Annotated in this window: 22 protein-coding genes and 1 pseudogene; 10 read left to right on the forward strand and 13 right to left on the reverse strand. The window is 69.3% G+C overall.

The genetic code is table 11. The features are described from left to right. Nucleotides 1-212 precede the first annotated feature (212 nt). From AB0383_RS16845 to AB0383_RS16865, 5 genes are all read right to left on the reverse strand, one after another. A complete protein-coding gene (locus tag AB0383_RS16845) occupies nt 213-1,505 on the reverse strand; it encodes an ArsB/NhaD family transporter (protein ID WP_366187771.1) in 1,293 nt (430 codons plus the stop codon). A gap of 16 nt (nt 1,506-1,521) precedes the next feature. Next, the gene (locus AB0383_RS16850; RefSeq protein ID WP_366187772.1) at nt 1,522-1,962 is read right to left on the reverse strand and encodes a CBS domain-containing protein; all 441 of its coding nucleotides are present in this window, start codon (nt 1,960-1,962) and stop codon (nt 1,522-1,524) included. A gap of 39 nt (nt 1,963-2,001) precedes the next feature. Continuing rightward, a complete protein-coding gene (locus AB0383_RS16855) occupies nt 2,002-3,225 on the reverse strand; it encodes a cation:proton antiporter (RefSeq protein ID WP_366187773.1) in 1,224 nt (407 codons plus the stop codon). Nucleotides 3,226-3,345: 120 nt separating this feature from the next. After that, entirely contained in the window at nt 3,346-4,026 is a 681-nt protein-coding gene (locus AB0383_RS16860; RefSeq protein WP_366187774.1) for an NAD-binding protein, read from the reverse strand. Further along, nucleotides 4,023-4,373, reverse strand: a complete 351-nt coding sequence (locus AB0383_RS16865) for an ion channel (protein ID WP_366187775.1) — start codon at nt 4,371-4,373, stop codon at nt 4,023-4,025. The genes AB0383_RS16860 and AB0383_RS16865 overlap by 4 nt, the downstream gene beginning before the upstream one ends. A gap of 538 nt (nt 4,374-4,911) precedes the next feature. Between AB0383_RS16865 and AB0383_RS16870 the strand changes: the two are divergent. The 9 genes and pseudogenes from AB0383_RS16870 to AB0383_RS16910 all read left to right on the forward strand — a co-directional run. Then, nucleotides 4,912-5,070, forward strand: a pseudogene (locus AB0383_RS16870) (ATP-binding cassette domain-containing protein); the annotation flags it as partial. A gap of 49 nt (nt 5,071-5,119) precedes the next feature. Continuing rightward, on the forward strand, nt 5,120-5,884 hold the full coding sequence (locus AB0383_RS16875) for an ATP-binding cassette domain-containing protein (RefSeq protein ID WP_366187776.1): 765 nt from the start codon (nt 5,120-5,122) through the stop codon (nt 5,882-5,884). A 152-nt stretch (nt 5,885-6,036) separates the two neighbouring features. Continuing rightward, nucleotides 6,037-6,348, forward strand: a complete 312-nt coding sequence (locus AB0383_RS16880; RefSeq protein ID WP_366187902.1) for a hypothetical protein — start codon at nt 6,037-6,039, stop codon at nt 6,346-6,348. Next, nucleotides 6,261-6,482 (forward strand): glycine betaine ABC transporter substrate-binding protein, encoded by a 222-nt coding sequence (locus AB0383_RS16885; protein ID WP_366187777.1) that lies wholly within the window; start codon nt 6,261-6,263, stop codon nt 6,480-6,482. The genes AB0383_RS16880 and AB0383_RS16885 overlap by 88 nt, the downstream gene beginning before the upstream one ends. 138 nt (nt 6,483-6,620) lie before the next feature. After that, nucleotides 6,621-7,112, forward strand: a complete 492-nt coding sequence (locus tag AB0383_RS16890; protein WP_366187778.1) for a MarR family transcriptional regulator — start codon at nt 6,621-6,623, stop codon at nt 7,110-7,112. 131 nt (nt 7,113-7,243) lie between these two features. Beyond that, a complete protein-coding gene (locus AB0383_RS16895; RefSeq protein WP_366187779.1) occupies nt 7,244-7,918 on the forward strand; it encodes a helix-turn-helix domain-containing protein in 675 nt (224 codons plus the stop codon). Between the two features lie 348 nt (nt 7,919-8,266). Continuing rightward, a complete protein-coding gene (locus tag AB0383_RS16900; RefSeq protein ID WP_366187894.1) occupies nt 8,267-8,947 on the forward strand; it encodes a response regulator transcription factor in 681 nt (226 codons plus the stop codon). Then, a complete protein-coding gene (locus tag AB0383_RS16905; protein ID WP_366187780.1) occupies nt 8,944-10,320 on the forward strand; it encodes an ATP-binding protein in 1,377 nt (458 codons plus the stop codon). Before AB0383_RS16900 ends, AB0383_RS16905 begins: the two co-directional genes overlap by 4 nt. A 121-nt stretch (nt 10,321-10,441) precedes the next feature. Further along, nucleotides 10,442-10,702 carry a hypothetical protein gene (locus AB0383_RS16910; RefSeq protein WP_366187781.1) on the forward strand — a complete coding sequence of 87 codons (261 nt, stop codon included), beginning with the start codon at nt 10,442-10,444 and terminating at the stop codon, nt 10,700-10,702. Here the strand turns inward: AB0383_RS16910 and AB0383_RS16915 are convergent. Both AB0383_RS16915 and AB0383_RS16920 read right to left on the reverse strand, forming a co-directional pair. After that, nucleotides 10,657-11,088, reverse strand: a complete 432-nt coding sequence (locus AB0383_RS16915; protein WP_366187782.1) for a DUF6292 family protein — start codon at nt 11,086-11,088, stop codon at nt 10,657-10,659. The two genes, AB0383_RS16910 and AB0383_RS16915, sit on opposite strands and share 46 nt — an antisense overlap. Next, nucleotides 11,085-11,981: a cytochrome c oxidase assembly protein gene (locus AB0383_RS16920; RefSeq protein WP_366187783.1), complete on the reverse strand. Its 897-nt coding sequence runs from the start codon at nt 11,979-11,981 to the stop codon at nt 11,085-11,087. The genes AB0383_RS16915 and AB0383_RS16920 overlap by 4 nt, the downstream gene beginning before the upstream one ends. A 111-nt stretch (nt 11,982-12,092) precedes the next feature. Here AB0383_RS16920 and AB0383_RS16925 point away from each other — a divergent pair, with 111 nt between their 5' ends. After that, entirely contained in the window at nt 12,093-14,339 is a 2,247-nt protein-coding gene (locus AB0383_RS16925; protein ID WP_366187784.1) for a heavy metal translocating P-type ATPase, read from the forward strand. Here AB0383_RS16925 and AB0383_RS16930 read toward each other — a convergent pair. From AB0383_RS16930 to AB0383_RS16955, 6 genes are read right to left on the reverse strand one after another with little or no spacing between them, the layout of a single operon-like run. Further along, a complete protein-coding gene (locus AB0383_RS16930; RefSeq protein ID WP_366187785.1) occupies nt 14,318-14,890 on the reverse strand; it encodes a vitamin K epoxide reductase family protein in 573 nt (190 codons plus the stop codon). The genes AB0383_RS16925 and AB0383_RS16930 overlap by 22 nt on opposite strands. Beyond that, complete coding sequence (locus AB0383_RS16935) at nt 14,887-15,627, reverse strand: thioredoxin domain-containing protein (protein WP_366187786.1); 741 nt, start codon at nt 15,625-15,627, stop codon at nt 14,887-14,889. Before AB0383_RS16935 ends, AB0383_RS16930 begins: the two co-directional genes overlap by 4 nt. Further along, a complete protein-coding gene (locus AB0383_RS16940) occupies nt 15,600-17,459 on the reverse strand; it encodes a cytochrome c oxidase assembly protein (protein WP_366187787.1) in 1,860 nt (619 codons plus the stop codon). Before AB0383_RS16940 ends, AB0383_RS16935 begins: the two co-directional genes overlap by 28 nt. Continuing rightward, complete coding sequence (locus AB0383_RS16945; protein WP_366187788.1) at nt 17,456-17,725, reverse strand: hypothetical protein; 270 nt, start codon at nt 17,723-17,725, stop codon at nt 17,456-17,458. Before AB0383_RS16945 ends, AB0383_RS16940 begins: the two co-directional genes overlap by 4 nt. After that, entirely contained in the window at nt 17,698-18,012 is a 315-nt protein-coding gene (locus AB0383_RS16950) for a hypothetical protein (protein ID WP_366187789.1), read from the reverse strand. The genes AB0383_RS16945 and AB0383_RS16950 overlap by 28 nt, the downstream gene beginning before the upstream one ends. After that, the gene (locus tag AB0383_RS16955) at nt 18,009-19,760 is read right to left on the reverse strand and encodes a chloride channel protein (RefSeq protein ID WP_366187790.1); all 1,752 of its coding nucleotides are present in this window, start codon (nt 19,758-19,760) and stop codon (nt 18,009-18,011) included. Before AB0383_RS16955 ends, AB0383_RS16950 begins: the two co-directional genes overlap by 4 nt. Nucleotides 19,761-19,779: the final 19 nt, after the last annotated feature.

Consider the following 19,779-nt stretch of genomic DNA (forward strand, 5'->3'; position numbering starts at 1 on the left):
GGCCGGCGGTGGCCGCAGGTGCTCTGCACCATGGGCCGTTTGGCGTGGACGTGCGCGGTGGCCGGTGTTTCCTATGCGTGGGGTTTACCGGGTCAGCGCTCTTCGTGGTGGTTGTAGAAGCGCAGGGCGAGGACCACCAGAACGAACACCGCGATCACCACCACCGCGACGATGAGTTGGTTCATGCGAGCTCCTTCGCTCGGTGTGTGTCTTCAGGAAAGCACGAAATAGCGCAGCCAGAGGTAGGGCGCCGCGACGAGAACCGTGATGAGGGTGACGACGGCGCCCTTCTTGGTGAACTCCCAGAAGGAGATGGGTGAGCCTGAGCGGGCAGCGATCCCGAGCATGACCACGTTCGCGCTGGCGCCCACCGCGGTCATGTTGCCACCGAAGTCGGCGCCGAGGGCCAAGGCCCACCACAGGGCTTGGGAATGCGCAGGGTCGGGGATGTCCTGGGTGAGAGCGAGGACCAGCGGGCTCATCGTCGCGACGTAGGGGATGTTGTCGATCACCCCGGACAACACCGCGGACACGCCGAGGATCAGGAAGACCGCGACCAGCGCGTTTCCGCCGGTGGCATCCGCGGCGAGGCGCGCGAGGCTCCCGATGACACCCGTCTTGACGAGCGCTCCGATCATGATGAACAGGCCGGCGAAAAACAGCAGCGTCTCCCATTCCACCCCGGCGAGGTATTGCTGGGGCCGGGTGCCGGAGACGAGGACGAGCACGCCGGCGCCGAGCATCGCGACGACCGACGGATCCAGATGGACCACGGAGTGCAGCACGAACCCGGTGAATACGAACGCGAGCACGACGCCGCATTTGATCAGCAGTTTCGGGCGCTGGATGGCTTCGCGTTCATTCAGTGCCATCACGTCGGCGACCCGGGCGGGATCGACGGTGAAGGAGCCGCGGAACAACCACGGCAGCACGAGGAGGAGCACGCCCAGTTCGAGCGCGACGATCGGGGCGAGGTTGACCAGGAAGTCGTTGAACGTGAGCCCGGCGCGACTGCCGATGATGATGTTGGGCGGGTCGCCAATGAGGGTGGCGGTACCGCCGATGTTGGACGCGAAAACCTCGGCGATGAGGAACGGCGCGGGCTTGATCGCGAGCCGGTCGCACACTAGCAGGGTGACGGGGGCGATCAGCAGCACCGTCGTCACATTGTCCAGGAACGCCGAGGCGACCGCGGTGATGAGTGCCAAGAGGATCATGATCCGCAACGGCGAGCCCTTGGCTCGTTTGGCGGCCCAGATCGCGACGAACTCGAACACGCCGGTGCGCCGCAGGATCCCGACGATGATCATCATCCCGAGGAGGAGGAAGATGACGTTCCAGTCGACGCCGGTATCTTCGGAGAAGAACGCGTCGGCCGATCCGCTGACCCCGGTCGCGAGGACGACTCCGGCTCCGGCCAGTGCCGCGGCCATCTTCGGGATCTTCTCGGTGGCGATGAAGACGTAGGCGACGACGAACACGGTGACCGCGATGACGGCGCTCACCGTGACACCGCCTGGTTCAGTGCAGGGCGAGCTCCAGCAGGCGCGAAGCCGAGATGACGCCGAGCAGCGTGCGCCCTTCCATCACGGCGACGAGCGGGCAGCGCAGCCGTGCCATCATCGCGGCGACCTCCACGACCGTGTCGTCCGCGTTCGCCCGCGGCAGTTCCGTGGGCTCGGCCGGCAGGAGTTCGCGGACCGTCCGGCCACCGAGCTTGTCCGCGACGCGATCCGCCATCGACTCGTTCAAGACTCCGGCCAGCGACGGGTCGTCCACAACGTAGGAAGGCACCAGGAACTGCACGACCTGTGAGGCCGGCAGCACCGATTGCGGGCAGCCGTCCGCGTCGGTCACCACCAAACCGGGCAGCCTTCGCCGGGCGAGCAGGCGGACAGCGCTCAGCGCGTCGGAGTCCAGGTCGACGACCGGGAACTCTTCGACCATCTCGGCAGCGTGCATACCGCCAGGTTACGGCGATCCGGGGGCAGGCGCCGGGGCTCATGAGCCGCTCCTGTCGTTACCTTGACGGTCACCAGCGGCCGGTCGGCCGGTGGGCAGGTTGTCCGGTGGCTCGACGCGTAGCAGCTTCGCGATCGGTACGTCGGTCGATGAGTGGAGCACGATCGACAGCGCGATCGTCACCGCGACCAGGTCGAAAACGAGTTCGCTGTCGGTGATGCCCGACTGCAGGGCGAGCAGGCCGTACACCACGGAAGCGAAGCCTTTCGGGCCGAACCACGCGGCGGTCGCCCGTTCGCGCCCGGACAGCGGGGTCCGCAGCAGCGACAGCAGCATCGCGGCGGGCCGGACGAGCAGGATCGCCAGCACGGCCAAGACCCAGCCGCCGGCGTCGAGGTGGGAGAGCCGGTCGGGTGTGATCAGCGCGCCGAACACCAGCAGAGCGGCGAACTTGGTGATCTCGGACAGCAGGTCGCCCAGCGGCTCGAACTGCTCGGCTGCGGTCTTGTCGACGGTCGCCAGTGTCGAACCGGCGGCGAACGCGGCCAGGTAGGGGTTCGCGTGGGTGAGGTGGCAGCCCGCATACAGGATCACCGCGATCGCCAGCGGCCCCAACGCTTGCAGACGTGGTTCCGCCGTGAGCACCTTGAGCCGCCAAGCCAGGCTGACCAGCAGGGGCAGGACGATCCCGAAGGCCAGGCCGAGCAGCAGTTCGACGACGACCGTGCCGAGGTCGGACGAGGTGTGGGTCGCGGTGGCGAGGAAGATCAGCACGAACGGCAGCGCGAGCCCGTCGTTGAGGCCCGACTCGACGTTGAGCAACCGCCGCAGCCGCAGGGGCACGTCGTCGCGGCCGACGATCGCGGCTGCGAACACCGGGTCCGTCGGCGAGAGAATCGCGCCGAGCAGCAAGGACGTCGGCCAGTCCAAGCCGACCAGGAAGTGGGCGGGCACCGCGATACCGACCATCGTCAGGGGCATCCCGAGCCCCAGGGCCCGGCCCGACAGCCGCCAGTTCTCCCGCAAGGCCGGCAAGTTCGCGCGCTGCCCGTCAGTGAACAGGACCGTAAACAGCGCGATGTCGGCCAGCGAGGTGACGAGCGGGTCGCGCGGCGCAATGTGGATCAAGTCGAGACCGCCGCCCCCGAGCAGCGCTCCCGCCAGCAGGAACAACAACGCCGTCGACAAGACCGTGCGCGCCGCGACGCCGGACAGCGACACGCTGATCAGCAACACGACACCGAAGGCGAGAACGAGGGCCATGGCACTCCCCGAGGTCGATGAACCGGCTCGTCACCCGGGCGGGCACGAGCAGGCCGACCAGACTTCCCGGCGCTCCGCGCGTAAAGATGCCGCAAAGACAGGCCTGGGGCAAACGGGGAGTCACTCCTCCTGGCGCAGCGACCACACCAGGCGTTGCGGGGAAAGCCGCTCGGACGCGACGTAGTAGACGGTCGCGCCGCGTGGACGCGAGGTGTCCCCCGCTCGGTTCACGATCAGCCGGTCGCGGTCCCGCACCGCGAGCAGCGTCGCCCCGTGGCGCCGGCGGAGTGACGCCCGGCACAGTTCGACACTCGGAGATCCCGCCGACTCCGGAACCACCGTGGAGTAAGTGCTCGCGCCGCCCTCGGTCATCAGCTCCGCGTAGACGTCGGCGATACCCGGGGACACCAGCTCCTCGGTCACCATGCGCGGGCTGTGCCATTGCACACAGCGGAAACGCCCGTTCACGTACCGCACCAACGACGCCCGGCCGAGGTCCTGCAAGGTGACCACCACATGTGCCCCGGGAGTCAGGTGATTGACCGCGACCGCCAAAGTGGCGTTGTCGTCAACGACGTCGACCAGGACCACTCGAGCCCGATCCGCTCCGGCGCGACGGAGAACGGCTTCGTCAGTCAAGTCACCACGGACGAACTCGACGGATTCGCCGGGCATCGGGTGCACACCGCCGTCGTCGGCGGCCGCCAGGACCACGGGGCCGGCTCCGTCGGCCAGCAGCTGGCAGACGATCCCCTCGGTCCGCCCGGCCACGTAACCGAGCACCATCACGTGGCCACTCACCGAACTCTCTCGAGCCCTTGCATCCGTCGCCCCTTCATCGTTTCCAGCGCCGCGGCCAGGCGAGCGAACACGGTCGTCAACGTGACAATCCCACCCACGATCACGTAGGCCCCGACCACGTGACCGGCCGCCGTCCGCGGCGAAAAGCCGCCGTAGCCCACCGTGGACGCAGTGACGACGAAGTACCACCAGTAGTTGCCGGCCTGAACCAGCTCGCTGCCGGCCGGCTCAGCGAGTGCCATCAGCGGCCAGCTGGTCGCAAAAACGAACGACACCACGAGAACCGGGGCGGCCCACCCCCGGGACCACAGCAGCCGGGAAAGCAAGCGGGACAGCACGACGGTCACGATCTCTCCTCGTGCTCGATCTGACATGGCACGTGTGGGCGCATCACCGGAAACCGAGAGAACCATCCGTCCACGACGGACGCGACGAGTGTTACCCAACCGTGACGACACTCGGCAGGTCGCCGTCACCACCCCGCGCAGTCGGACACCCGCCGCGGCGCGCATTAACATCTCACCTGGTCACAGGGAATTGCCCGGCCCCAATCCACGGCACGATGTCACTGAGTCCACTGTGTCGGCGGAACCGTTCAGCGCGGACAGCCAGGCCGCGCGAGGGAACGGAAATCACACAAACACGCAGACAACTGTTGTCTTGTGCAATCATGTGCCCCGGCAACGAACGGGACGTTGAGAGCATGAGAGACCATTGCCGATAGTTCGAGTTGAAAACCTGTACAAAGTGTTCGGTCACCGCACCCAGGAAGCCGTTCGCCGCCTCGAGAACGGCGCGGACCGCGCCGAGCTGGACCTCCCGGGCGCCACCGCAGCCGTGATCGACCCGACGTTCGAGGTCGAACGCGGCGAGATCTTCGTGGTCATGGGGCTGTCGGGATCGGGCAAGTCGACCTTGCTGCGCACGCTGAACGGCCTGCTCCCGGCGACCGCGAGGCGGGTGCTCGTCGACGCGGCCGATCTCACCACGATGACGACTGCGCAGGTGCGCGAGCTGCGGCAGCAACGGATGAGCATGGTCTTCCAGCACTTCGCGCTCTTCCCGCACCGCACGGTCGCCGAGAACGTCGAGTATGGATTGCGCGTGCAAGGCGTGGTCGCAGCCACCGCAGGACCCGCGCGGGGAAGCACTGCACCTCGTCGGCCTGACCGGCTGGGAGGATCGTCTGCCGGCGCAACTTTCCGGCGGCATGCAGCAGCGGGTGGGCCTCGCGCGTGCCTTGGCGGCCGACACCGAGATCCTGCTGATGGATGAAGCCTTCAGCGCCTTGGATCCTTTGATCCGCAAGGAAATGCAGGATCAGTTGCTGTTGCTGCAGGCGCGGCTGGGCAAGACGATCGTATTCATCACGCACGACCTCAACGAGGCGATGCGCCTGGGTGACCGGATCGCGATGATGCGGGACGGCCGGATCGTCCAGGTCGGTACGGCACAGCAAATCCTGACCGCACCTGCTGACGACTACGTGTCGAAATTCGTCCAGGACGTCGACTGTGCGCGTGTTCTTACCGCGGGCGCGGCCATGGCCTACCCCCACACCACCATCACGCCGAGCGTCGATCCGGACGGGGCGCTGGACATCATGCACCGCGGAGGCAAAACGGTGCCGTCCAGCCGGTCGACGGTGCCGGACGGCTGGACGGCACCGTTACCGAGGACGCCGCCCAAGCTGCCGCAGACAAGGGCGTTACCGATGTACGCGGCATCATCGAGCGGTCCACGCCGCAGGTCGGCGCGGCAACGCTCGCCGGTGAACTCTTCGAAGCGGCTGCGGCATCGGATTTCCCCATCGCCGTGGTCGGGGAAACCGGAAGCTCGTCGGTGTGGTCACTCGTGAATCGCTGTTGCGAGCGCTGGCACCCCCGGCGCACACCACGACGGAATCCACTGGGCGCGGCATTCCCGAGGTGAGCGCGAATGCGTGACTTCCTCATCGCGGACGCGTGAAATGTCCCGCGCATCCCCGTCGGCGACTGGTTCCAGGCTGTCGTGGACTGGCTGCAGGGCAACATCGGGCCGCTTTTCGACGCGATCGACGCGCTGGCCCAGGGCGCGGTCGACGGGCTGTCGGCCGTGCTGATGTGGCCGGCGGCGCTGGTGATGGTCGTGGTCTTCGCGGCGCTGGGCTGGTGGCTGCGGGGCTGGAAGTTCGGGCTCGGCTCGGTGATCGGGTTCGCCGTCATCGACGGGCTGGACCGGACCCTCAAGGCGCCATGGGCAAGGGCGAGCAGCTGCACGCCATCGGCCGCAGCGGCTTCGGGGCGGCCTTTCCTGCACTGGGCAAGATCGCGAAGAACCTGAAGCTCACCGACGATCAGCTCGGTTCGCTCGAGGACCTGATCCAGCAAGCGCCTAAGGGCCAGGAGAAGGCCGCGGCCGGGAAGTGGGCAGACCAGCACCGCCAGTTCGTCGACCAGGCGTTTGCCGGACTATGACGGTCGCGGGGTCCGCTCTGGTCGAGAATCAAGCGGACCCCGAGGGGGCGAGACGGCCGCGCTCCCCACCGCGAAACACGCCGGTAAATCGCGCTTGGCTGGTCCGCCCCACTCGCCCAGATGCGGCACACTGGCAGCATGGCCCGCCCCACGACCGCCGCAGCCGGTACCGATGTCGACGCGATCACGGACGCCGTGCTCACGGCGTCCCGGCTCCTGGTCGCCGTGTCGGCCCGATCCATCGCGGCAGCGGGTGACCTCATCACCTTGCCGCAGTTCCGCGTCCTGGTGATCCTGCACTCGCGCGGAGCCTTGAATCACGCCGCGCTGGCGGAACTGCTGAACGTCACACCTTCGACCACGAGCCGCATGGTCGACCGGCTCACCGCGGTGGGCATGGTCGCCCGGCAGAACAGCCCGTCGTCACGCCGGGAAATCCTGATCGAGCTCACCGACGAGGGCGCTCGGGTGGTGCGGCTGGTGACCAACCGGCGCCGCCGCGAGATCGCCAAGATCGTGGCGAAGATGCCCGAACACGCCCGCCACGGCTTGGTCGAGGTGCTGACCGCCTTCACCGAAGCCGGCAGCGAGCCTTCCGTCGACGCGACCGTGGACGGCATCTGGGGCTGACCGGATCGTCAGGCAAATGTCAGGTGCCGCGGAACCGCCGCGGACGAGAATGAGCCTGTGAGCGCTCCCGATCGCACGAGCCATCGACAGGATCAGCCGCAACCGGGCCGGACGGTGCTGCGGGATCGGTGATGCGCTACGCCCAGCACTGCCCGGTGGCCGGAGCTGCCGAAGTCCTCGGTGAGCCCTGGACCGTACTGATCATCCGAGAACTCCTGCACGGCAGCAGCACTCCCCCGGAGCTGATCCGCGGGCTGCCAGGCCTGTCGCGCGGTCTGCTCGGCAAACGTCTCCACCAGCTGTCCGCAGCCGGGCTGGTGACGGTGGTGCGGTCGAAGGGAACGCTCACCGTGTGCGCCTTGACCGACGCCGGCCGAGCACTCGAAGGCCTGATCGACGTACTCGGGCGCTGGGGACGTCGGTGGCTCCCGCCACCGCGCACCGGCGACCTGGATCCGGAACTGCTGTTGCTCGACATCGCCCGCGGCATCGACCGGCGCCGGTTGCCGGCCGCCCCGGTCAGCATCCACTTCCGGTTCGCCGAAACATCGCGGCAGCGGTGGTGGTGGCTGGTCCTGTCTGACGCAGCCGCCGTGGCCACAGCCGAGGACCCCGCGCTGCCGATCACCATGCAGATCGAGTGCACGCCCTCCGCGCTCGCGGCGATCTGGCTCGGCCACGACAGCTGGCTCAACGCGATCAAGGACCACGCGGTTCGCCTCACCGGCGACCGCGCGGCCGTCCGGTCGGCCGTCGCGTGGCTCGGGACGAGCCGCTACCACCGCCCCGCGGAGCCCCCGCGGTGAACCGCGTACCACCGGGCGACGGCAGACAGCCGGGGTCGCGGCGGCGATGCCGCACGGATTGCTCGGGCCGGTTCACCCACGAGTCGAACGCCAGCAGTGACAACGCCGCGACGACACCCAGCCCGCCCAGCAGCTCGGCGCCGAAGGTCACCGCCAAACCCGACACCAGCAGCACGGGCACGACCGCGAGCCAGCAGTACGGGTCCGGCTTGCCGAACCACCTCCGGTCACCATTCGCCACAGCTTCCCACCTCACCCTTCACCATTGCAGTATGCAACACTTTCTTACGGCATCAATGTGGGGTTGGCGGTATCGTGGTGAACGATGACCGGGAAGGGCCCGAAACGATGACCGTGCGCGTGCTGCTGGTCGAGGACGACGTGATGATCAGCGAGGCGCTCGCCCTGACGCTCGCCGACGAAGGTTTCGACGTCATTTCCACGGGCTCGGGTGAAGAAGCGCTCGAAACTGTGGAAACCACCACTGTCGACGTCGTGCTCCTCGACTTGATGCTGCCGGGCATCGACGGGTTGAGCGTGTGCCGGACCTTGCGCGACAACGGTGATCTGCCGGTCATCGTGATCACCGCGCGCACTGACAGCTCCGACGTGATCGCGGGGCTGGAAGCCGGCGCGGATGACTACGTGACCAAGCCGTTGGTGGCAGGAGAGCTGGCGGCGCGGGTCCGGGCCCTGCTCCGCCGGACGGCTCCCGCTCGCCCGGCACGGCTGCGGGTCGGTGATCTGGAACTGCGCCCCGAAAACGCGAGCGCATACCGGTCGGGTAAGCCGATCCACTTGACCCGTACCGAGTTCCGCCTGCTGACCGAGCTGGCCGCGGCCGACGGTGAGGTTGTCACGAGGGAGCAGTTGCTGCAGCGGGTCTGGGGCCACAGTTACTTCGGTGACACCAGACTGCTCGACGTCCACATCAGACGGCTGCGGCGCAAGGTCGAACCCGATCCCGACGTGCCCACCGTGGTGGTGACCGTGCGCGGGATCGGTTACCGCGTGGGCTCGCCGGCGTGAGTACCGGCGCGCTCAGTCGCGTTTCCCTGCGCTGGCGGGTCTCCGCGGCGTTCGGGCTGGGACTTCTGCTCGTGGTGAGCACGCTCGCCATCGCGGTCTGGAACCTCACGACCGGGTACATGTTCAGCCAGCGCGAGCAAAGCGCGGCACGGCAAGCGGACGTCAACGTCAGGTTGGTCGATTCGGCGATCCGCGCGCACCCCCACAGCCTCGACGAGCTTCTGACCGGGCTCGCCACCGGACCGGACTCGACGATCCTGCTGTCCCTGCCGGACGGCTGGCTCACCGCCGGCCGCCGCGTCCTCCCCCAGGCCCTTCCGGCCGAGCTGGTCGCGCAAGCGCGAGCCGGGCAGCCGGCCCGGCAGCGGTTCACGGCCGATGGCGTTCCGGTCCTCGGTGTCGCCCTGCCCGTCGCCGCCCACAACGGCCTCTACGTCGAGCTCTACCCCCTGCTCGAACTCGATCGGACCTTCCGCTACCTCAGCACCATCCTGATCGCGGGCGCCGTGGCCTGCAGCGTCCTGGGGGTCGCGCTGGGCGCGTGGTCCACGCGCCGCGCCCTGCGCCCGTTGACCGCGCTCACCGCCGCGGCGTCGCGGGTCGCGGGCGGCGACCTGAGCGCCCGGCTGCCGGACCAGGCCGATCCCGATCTCGCTCCCCTGGCCACCAGCTTCAACGCGACCGCCGACGCGCTCGAACAGCGAGTGCGTCGTGACGCTCGGTTCACCACCGACGTCAGCCATGAACTGCGCTCCCCGCTCACGACGATGACCACCGTCGCCGAAGTTCTGGACCGCCGCCGCGAGTCCATGCCGGCGCCGGCGCAGAAAGCATTGCGGCTGCTGCTCGCCGAGCTGCGCCGTTTCCAGCGTATGGTGCTGGACCTGCTGGAAATCTCTTCCGCCGACGAACAGGACGCCGAACACGGCCGTGAGCTGATCGATCTGGCGGCGTTGGCGCGCAACGTCATCGCCAGCAGATCCGGCCCGGGTCCCGCCGTGGACGCACCGGCGGAACCGGCTCTGGTCTTCGGCGACCGGCGACGGCTCGACCGGGTCTTGACGAACCTGCTCGACAACGCCGATCGCTACGCGGGCGGGCCGGTTCGCGTCGGGGTGTTCGCTCACGACGGCGCGGTACGGCTGGAGGTCGACGACGCCGGCGAGGGCGTGCCCGCGGATCTCCGCGAACGCGTCTTCGAACGCTTCGCCCGGGGCGTGCACGCCGGGCGGCGCGGACCGGATTCCGGAACCGGTCTCGGCTTGGCCATCGTCGCCGACCACGTGCGCCGCCACCACGGCAGCGTGCACATCGAAGACCGCCCCGGCGGCGGAGCCCGGTTCGTGGTCGAGCTACCGGAAGCTCGTGGATGACCGGGCTCTCCACCAACGCTCGCCCTCGCCGCGCCGATCGTCAGGCAGTCGTCAGGTGCACCACAGCCGTGGAGCAGCAGAATGGGACGGTCATCACAGCAGCAGGAACGAGGAACCACCCGTGCCGAACCAAACTTCTGTAGCCGTCCCCGCCCAGGTCAGCGAGCGGTTGGCGGAGGAATTCACCGGACAGCTCTCCGCCGCCGCGATCGATACCATCGTGCACGCCGCGGCCCGCGACCTCGAAGGCCAGATCGTTGCGGAAGCACTCGACGAAATGCTGCACCGGCTGGCCCGGTTCCGCCTCGTCCGGCTGGTCGACGCCACGCGCGGAACTCAGAACAGGCTTCCCTCGTCCTCCGGCCAGCCCCAGACAACGTAGGAGACCAGCAGCTCCCGCAGCGCGGCCGCATCCACACCGCGGGCCGGCACGCCACCTTCGCGTGCGCCGGACAACACATCGCGCACAAAACCCTCGACTACGGCGGGCGGCGGCACCGTCGCATCCGCCAACCGGGCAAGCACTGTCGAAGGCTCCCGGCTCGTGTTCTCCAGCACGACTTTCCAGCCACTGCGCGCGGACCAGATCGCCATCACGTCCCGGTCCGGACGGCGGACGCACCGATCGGGCAGTGCCAAGTAGGCGGCTGGTCGCGCCCCGCTCTCACACGCCCGTCCGCCTGGCGGCACCCGAAGGGCGTGGCCGATCGCGCGGACGTACGCAGCGAGCCCGAGTTCCTCCGGCGGCAACGGCCGTTCCCGGATCACCGGCGCGTGTCGCGGTCCGCGAGACGGGCCAGCATCGCGTTGTACGCCTGTAGCGCGTCCTCGTCCTCGTCGACTCGAGTCCCGTCGCCGAGCTCGAGCGCGGACCGGCGCGCGTTCTCCAGCCACGATCCGAGGTCGTCGCCACGCTCGGCCGACCGGAGCCAGCCGCCGATCACGACGACGGCCAATACGGCCATCAGCGCGTCGCCGCCGACCCACATCATCGCGCCGCCCCAGTGCAGGTCTTCGACCAGTCCGGGCCCCCAGTGCCGGGCCACGGCCGCATAGGCGGGGAACGGCTCGTGCGGCGTCATCATCAGAGCGACCCCCACGACCGCGTCGACCACCATCGCGGCGAACAACAGCACCAGCCGCATCAGATAGGGCGTGGGACGTCTGCGCGGTCGTACCCCCAGGATCGGCAGCAGGAGCAGCAGACCGGCGACCAGGTAGCCGGCTTCCTCGAGTCCGTGCAGTGCCGGGACGGTGAGGGCGCCCTGCAGGAAAGGGGTGAGGTGGGTGCCCACGACCACCACCGTGTATAAGGCGAATCCGCAGAGCGGGTGAGCGGCTGCGGCGACGACCGCGCTGCCGCGGGGCAGCAGCTCGAACGGCTGCCCGAACAGCAGCAGCGCTGGCGCGACCATGATGAGCAGCAGGTGCTGAGCCATGTGCACGGTGAACAGCGCCCAGCTGTAGGTGTTCACCCCGCTGCCGAGCGCGAACAGAACCACGATCAGGCCGGCGGAGAACGCGCACGTCCGCCGCGCCGGCCAGGAACCGGCTCGCGCCGAGGCGCAGCCGTACCCCAGCGCTGCGAGACCGACGGCGATCGCGCCGGCCACCGGCGCGTCCCAGTCGGTCAGCAGCGTCCACGCGCTGAGTGGTGCCACGGCGGTCACCGGGGCTCGGCTCGGCCGATAATCATGCCCAGAGTAACTTTTGCAGTGAGCAACACTTGCACGATGCTACTCGGCCTGCTGACCCGGAGAGGAGCGGTGCGGATGACCTCGGTCGCCCCCGTACGCTCGGTGGAACTGGCCATCGGCGGCATGACCTGCGCGGCGTGCGCGGCACGGGTCGAGCGCAAGCTGAACAAACTGGACGGGGTGCGCGCGAGCGTCAACTTCGCCACCGAACGGGCGATCGTGGAGACCGACGCCCCGCCGGACGAGGACGTGCTGCTGCGGCAGGTGAGCCAGGCCGGCTACACCGCCGAGGTGCTGCGGCGCGAGCAGACGAGGGCAGCGCGAGGCGACGAGGCCCGGCGGGTGTGGCGCCGCCTCGTGGTGGCGTTGCTGCTCGGCATTCCGGCGGCGGACCTGTCGTTCACCCTCGCGCTGGTTCCGTCGCTGCGGTTCTCCGGCTGGCAGGCCGTGGTGCTCGCACTGGCCGCACCGGTCCTGACGTGGTCGGCGTGGCCGTTCCACCGCAAAGCCGCGGTGGCGCTGCGGCACGGGAGCACGTCGATGGACACCCTGGTGTCGGCGGGGATTCTCGCGGCGACCGCGTGGTCGCTGTATTCGATGTTCGGGGCGGACACCGCTTCCGGCGCCGACGGAGTGTGGGGGTTACTGCTGCGGCCGGCCGGCTCCATTTACCTGGACGTGGCCATCGGCGTCACGGTGTTCGTCCTCGCCGGCCGCTTGTACGAAGCTCGAGCCAAGCGGACCGCCGGCGCGGCTTTGCGCGCGCTGTCGGAGCTGGGCGCGAAAGCCGTGTCCCTGCTCGACGAGCACGGTGCCGAACGGCGCGTGCGCACGGCCGAACTCAGGGCGGGTGACCGCTTCGTCGTCCGGCCTGGAGAGACCATCGCCGCCGACGGCGTGGTCCTTGACGGCGCGTGCACGGTCGACGGGGCCACGATGACCGGGGAGTCCGTGCCGCGGGAAGTGACCCTCGGCGACACCGTGCTGGGTGCGACGGTCGCGCTCGGGGGCCGCCTGGTCGTGCGCGCCACCCACATCGGGGCCGACAGCCGGATCGGGCTGCTCACCCGGCTCGTCGAACGAGCTCAGCACGACAAGGCCTCCGCGCAACGGCTGGCCGATCGGATCTCGGCGGTGTTCGTCCCCACCGTGGTTGCACTGGCGGTGCTCACCGCGGCGGGCTGGGCGCTCGCGGGCAGCGGTGCGCCGCGCGCGTTCAGCGCCGGGCTCGCGGTGCTGATCATCGCCTGTCCCTGTGCGCTGGGTCTGGCCACGCCAACGGCGCTGCTGGTCGCCTCGGGGCGCGGTGCGCAGCTCGGGATCTTCCTCAAGGGGACCGCGCCGCTCGACTCGGCTCGTGAGGTCGACACGGTCGTCTTCGACAAGACGGGGACCGTGACCACGGGACAGCTCACCGTCACCGGAGTCCGCAGCGAGCAGTACGGCCGGGAGGAATTCCTGCGGCTGGTGGGAGCCGTCGAAACCGCGTCCGAGCACCCCGTCGCTGCAGCGATCACCGCCGAGGCCCGTGCGGAAGCGGGTGAGCTGCCCGTGGTCGAGGAGTTCACGTCGCTCTCGGGACTGGGCGCACGGGGCAGCGTCGAAGGCCACGACGTGCTCGTGGGGTCGACCCGACTGCTGCAGGAGCACGACATCACGCTGCCGCCAAGCTTCCGCGCCGATGTGGAGACCTGGGAACACGCCGGTCTCGGCGTCGTGGCCGCAGCGGTCGACGACACAACGGCGGGTCTCATCGCGGTTGCCGACACCCTGCGTCCCAGCGCGCCGGCGGCGATCTCGGCACTGCACGGTCTCCGGTTGCGCACGATCCTGCTCACCGGTGACCGCGAGACCACCGCGCGCACCGTCGCCGCCCGAGCCGGCATCGACGAGGTGATCGCCGACGTTCTGCCCGACGGCAAAGCCGCGGTGATCGACCGGCTGAAACGCGAAGGCCGCACGGTCGCTATGGTCGGCGACGGGGTCAACGACGCCCCGGCGCTGGCCGCCGCCGACCTCGGACTGGCCATGGTCACCGGAACCGACGTGGCCGCAGGCGCGGCGGACGTGATCCTCGTGAGCACCGACCTGTCCGTGGTGCCACGGTCGCTGCGCCTGGCCCGCGCCACCACCCGGACCATCCGCGGCAACCTGTGGTGGGCGTTCGGCTACAACGTCGCCGCTTTGCCGCTCGCGGCAGCCGGTCTGCTCAACCCGATGGTCTCCGCCGCGGCCATGGCGTTGTCCTCGCTGTTCGTCGTGTCCAACAGCCTGCGGCTGCGCACATTCGACGCCAGCGGTCAGACCACAGTGGACCAGTAAGGCCAGAACGCCTGCAACACCAGCACCACGACAGCGACGTACCACAGCGCGAGCAGTCCGCTGTGGACACGCCGGACGAGTCCGCCGAACGCGGTCCCCCGCAGGTTGTGGAGCGTGGTGTACCAGAACGTGGCGATCGTGACGATCCACACCACCATGCAATACGGGCACAGCGCGTGGATGCGGTACAGGCTGGCGAAGATCAGCCAGTGGACGAACCCGACGCCGAACGTAGCGCCGAGCTGCATCCCCAACCACACCCACCGCGGCGCGGTGTACCCGGTCAGCAGCACCACACCGAAGGTCACCACGACAGAGAAGGCCGCGATCCCGATCAGCGGATTGGGAAAGCCGAACGCGCTCGCCTGCGAGCTGTCCATCACCGAGCCGCACGAGATGACCGGGTTGATCGAGCAGCTGGGCACGTAGGCCGGATCGCGTAGCTTCGCGATCTTCTCCAGTGTGAGGGCGATCGCCGCGGCCAGTCCGAGTGCGCCGCCGACCAGGTAAAGCCAGGCCGGCCCCCGGGCGGTGGTGCCGGTGGCGGTCACGAGGCCAGTGCCCGGTCGAGCTGTGCTCGCAATTGTTGGGCGACCTGGGCGTAGGTGGTGCCGGCCGGGGAGAACTTGCTGCCGTTGACGAAGATCGTCGGGGTTCCGGTGACGCCGGCTTCGTTCCCGTCGGCCTGGCCCTGGTCGATCCGCGCCTGCACCGCCTTCGAGGCCATGTCGGAGTGGAAACGGGCAAGGTCGAGGCCGAGGTCCTTGGCATAGGTGTCGAACCGGGTCTGGGCACGACGGGCGTCGTCGCTGACGTTCTTGCCATCGGCGGCCAGGGCCCACGTGGGGTAATCGCCGTAGAGCTTGTCGTACATCTGCTGGTACTTGCCCTGAAGTGCCGCGGCTTCGGCGGCCCGGGCTGCCGGGACGGCGAGGGGGTGCATGGGGAGCGGGAAGTTCCTGGTGACAAACGTGATCCGGCCCGCGTAGTCGTGCGCGATGCTGCTCGTCACGTTCTGGTAGTAGGCCTCGCACACCGGGCATTGGTAGTCGAGGAACTCGACCACGGTGACCGCGCCGTTGTCCGCCTGGCTCACCGTGTGGCTGTCGGGATGGTGCAGGACGTCCGCGGCGACGGTGCCGGAATTCGGCGCGGGCTCGTCCTTGTGGTTGAACACCAGAACACCACCGATGACCAGTACGGCGACGACGCTCACGGCGATCGTCGTCCACGTGTTCGCCGACAGCCCTTTCCTGGCTGTCACCGGGTTGCGTTTGTTCCGTGCCATTTCTCGAAGGTGTCCTTTCGTAGCGTGTCCGGAACATCGAGGTCGGTGCGCTCCCAGCTCGCCAGCAGCGCGGCGAGCACGGCGAGCAGGACGAGTTCGCTCACGACCAGCGCGAGGATCCCGGCCAGCCGCTGGTCAGTGTGCAGATCGCGCACCCAGGGCAGGGCGAGGGCCTGGTACATGGCCGCCGCGGCTGGGCCGTTTCCGAGCACGCGGTGGCTGGTCACCACGGCCGCGCCGAACACGACGTCCGCCGGCATAGCGGCCAGGACCACCCCGAGGCGGGCGATGTTCGGCATCGGGCGAGGTGGCGGGTCGGTACCGATCACCGGCCAGAAGAACAGGTAGCCGGCCACCAGGAACCAGCAGTCGATCGCCAGATGCGCCCAATGGAAGCGGACCGCGGCGTCGAAGACTCCGGTGAAGTAGAGCCCGAACGGGGAGCCGGCGAACAGCAGCAGCGACGGCGCCGGATGAGTGAGCAACCGTAGCGGCCAGGTGCCGATCAGCACGTCCAGCCGTGGTCGAAGGCCAGGCGCGGACGCTCTGAGAAGACCGAGCGGTCCGCCCAGCGCCAACAGCGCGGGAACCAGCATCGAAAGCACCATGTGAACGGTGAGGTGCACACTGAACTGCGCGGCCGCGTACCGCCCGAAGCCCGACGACGTCGCGAACAGGAGCACGAGGCAGGCACCGAGCCACGCCAGAGTGCGAGAACACGGCCATTCGCCCGCGCGGCGCACCAAGAGCAGGTACCCGATGGCGAGCGCGATCGAGAGCGGGGCGAACACCACATCGGGGCGCCAGTCGACGAGCAGCCGCAGCAGGGTCGGCGGTCCGGTGAGGTCGTAACCCAGCACCACCTGTCCCGTCGTGGCCGCCCTCGAGAAGAACTCGGGCAGCGGGAGGTGCGTCAGATCCACCGACGCGGCGAAAACACCGGCCAGCGCCGCGAACTCGGCACCCGTCCAGGCGAGCCGGCCCGGCCGGCGACGCAGCCGGAAGCCCAGGACGCCGATGCCCAGCACCACCGTCGTCTTCCCGATCAAGACGAGCCCGTAGCCGGAGGTCCAGCCCGTGGCCGGGACCAGCACTCCGGCAAGGACCAGGCCGCTGGCGACGAGAACGAGCCAGCACCCGACTGCGGCGCGGTGGTACCTGAGCAATGCGGAACAATCGGCCGCCGGGCGCCGCCGCAGCACGGCGAAGAGCAGTCCCAGCCACACGCACGCCGTCGGGCCATGCAGGATCAGTGCGCCCAGCGCGAGGTCGTGACCGACGTCGGCCGAACCGTGCCCGGTCACCACCGGAGGTAGCACGTTCAGAACGGCGACCGCCAGCAACACCACCGATGTAGTCCACCGAAGCGCGCCCCGGGCTCCCAGAGCGGTCACCGCCGCCAAGACCGCCGTCACAAGCCAGGCACGCGGTTCCTCGGTCGCCCCCATGAGGTCGATCAAATGCTCAGGCACAAGCACATCGCCCAGCCGCAGCCCAGCGGCGTTCGCCGCGGACAGCGGCACCTCGACGAGGGCGGCCAACATCCAGCAGGCGGCAGCAGCGGACGCCACGCGCAGCTCGCGGTACGCATCAGGCCCCACCGATCCGGACGGGCGCGGCCGCGTGCAGAACACAGTGTAAGCGAGCGAGCCCACGCAGATCACCGCGGCGAAGTCGGCGACCAGCCTCACCACCGGAGCCCCGACGGCGACCACGACGCCCGGGTCCCCGTCGCCCACCGCCAGATACGGCCCCGACCCCGCGAGCCATGCCGCGACGCCGAGACCGACGACCGCGACGGCACTGGCCGTGGCCGCGCGCCGCGTGATCACCGCGCGGCCACCAGCATGAACGCCATGCCGCCGGCCATCGTGGCGAGCGTTGCCCTGGCCCCGAGGTCGGTGCGGGTGACAACCGCCGGGTTCCGCGCGGATTCGGGTCCGGTACGGCCCTGGTGGATCCGCCCCCACACATCGAAAACCCACGCCAAACCCACGATGGTGAGGTACGCCGCGCAGAGCTGCGCCAGGAGGCCCAGCCGCGCCGGCGACTCGGCGCACATCGCGGCCATCACCAGGAAATCCGCCGTCGACAGCACCCAGCGGTGGTCCACACGGCTTCACGCCACCACAGGCTCACAGTTGTCACGACGAGCACAGCCCCGCCGGCCGAGAACAGCACCGCGCCCGCCTCGTAGACGCTCGGATGGGCCATTCTCGGCAACGCGTACATCGCCGCCATGGCCGCGGCCATCACCGTGTGCCCGGCATGCCACCAGCGGTGCCGGCCGTCCATCGCGACGACGTGAGCGAGGTGCACGACAGCAGCGCCGGCGAGGGCGGCCACCCAAGCCAGGCGGGCCCACTGCGGCAGCATCGACGTCACGTCGCCGCCGTCGCGGGATCCAGGGCGGCGAGTACCGCCTGGTGAGTGATCCACCCGCTCAGCCGGTGTTCTCCTTCCAGCACCGGCAGGCCCGTGCCCGGAGCGTTGGTCAGCGCGGTCAGGGCGTCAGCGAGGCTGGTCTCACAGGTCACCAGCGGGGGCAGCTCGGCGAGGTCTCCGACGGTGCCTTCGTGGTCGTCGGCGAGCGCTTCGGCGACTGCGCGCGCGGTGACGCATCCTTGGTAGCGGCCGTCCGATCCGACCACCGGCAGGATCCCGTGACCGGACACGGCGAGGGCGTGCGCTGCGCGCTCCAGCGCCAGCCCCTCGTTCAGCGGATCCGGCAACGGTTCGGCGACCGCAGCCACCCGGGTATCGGCCAGCCGGCGAGCGTCCGGGTGCCGGTCGAGGTCGACACCTCGGCGGCGCAGTTTGAGCGTGTAGATCGTGTCGCGGCTCAACGCCCGGCTGGTCGCGGTCGCGATCACGATCGCCGTGAGCATCGGCAGGATGATCGTGTACTGCCCGGTCAGCTCGAACAGCACGATCACCGCTGTGATCGGTGCCCGGGCCGCTCCGGCGAAGGCCGCGCCCATCCCGATGAGGCCGTAGACCCCGGGCGAGGCGGTGAGATCCGGCAGCCAGGTGTGGGCGACGATGCCGAATGCCGTGCCCGCCATCGCCCCGATGAACAACGACGGCGCGAACACCCCGCCCGAGCCACCGATGCCGATCGTCAAGCTGGTTGCCACGATCTTGCCCACCAGCAACAGCAGCAGGAACCCGATCACGTACTTGCCCTCGACCGCGTTCTGCAGCACCGGATAGCCGACCCCGTACATCTGGGGCAACAACAGCAGCAGGCCCCCGAGGAACACCCCGCCCACCGCGGGCCGCAGCCACTCCGGACCGCGCCACAGCCAGTCGCACAGATCCTCGATCAGGTAGAGCACGCGGGTGAACAGCACACCACACGCCCCGACGATCAGCCCGAGCACGATGAACAGCAGATACTCGACCGGATTGCGCAGAGTGAACGGCGGCAGGTCGAGGAACGGCACGTTGCCGAACACCGCGCGGCCCACCACGCTCGCCGTGACGCTGGCCAGCACCACCGCGCCGAAGGACTCCGCGGCGAAATCGCGCAGGATCAGCTCCATCGCGAAGAAGGGCCCGGCCAGCGGCGCGTTGAACGTCGCCGCGATCCCACCCGCGGCGCCACACGCCACCAGCACCCGCAACCGCGACTCCGGAAGCTTCGCCACGCGCCCCAGCGTCGAGCCCAGGGCCGACCCGATCTGCACGATCGGCCCCTCCCGCCCCACCGAACCGCCCGACCCGATCGTCAGCGCGGACGCAAGGGCCTTCACCGCGCTCACCTGCACCGGGATCCGCCCACCCCGCTCCGCGACCGCGTACATCACCTCCGGCACCCCATGGCCCCGGGCTTCCGGTGCGAACCAATACACCAACGGCCCGTACACCAGCCCCGCGACCACCGGCGCGAGCAGCAGGAACCAGGGTCCGAGCTGGGGAAACCACGGGTGCGCCTCACGTCCCGCGGCCGAATAGTCGGCATGCCCGGAGAACACGTGCGTGAACGTGGTGATCAACCACCGGAACACGACCGCACCCAACCCCGCGCCGGCACCAATAACCAGCGCCAAGCCGATCAAGCCGGTCGTGCTCTCCCGCAACCACCGGCCCAACGGCTGCCGCGGAGGAACCACCAGTCGCCGACCTGTCACACCATTACCTGCAGACACA

Source organism: Amycolatopsis sp. NPDC051373, assembly GCF_040689465.1.
Lineage (GTDB): Bacteria > Actinomycetota > Actinomycetes > Mycobacteriales > Pseudonocardiaceae > Amycolatopsis.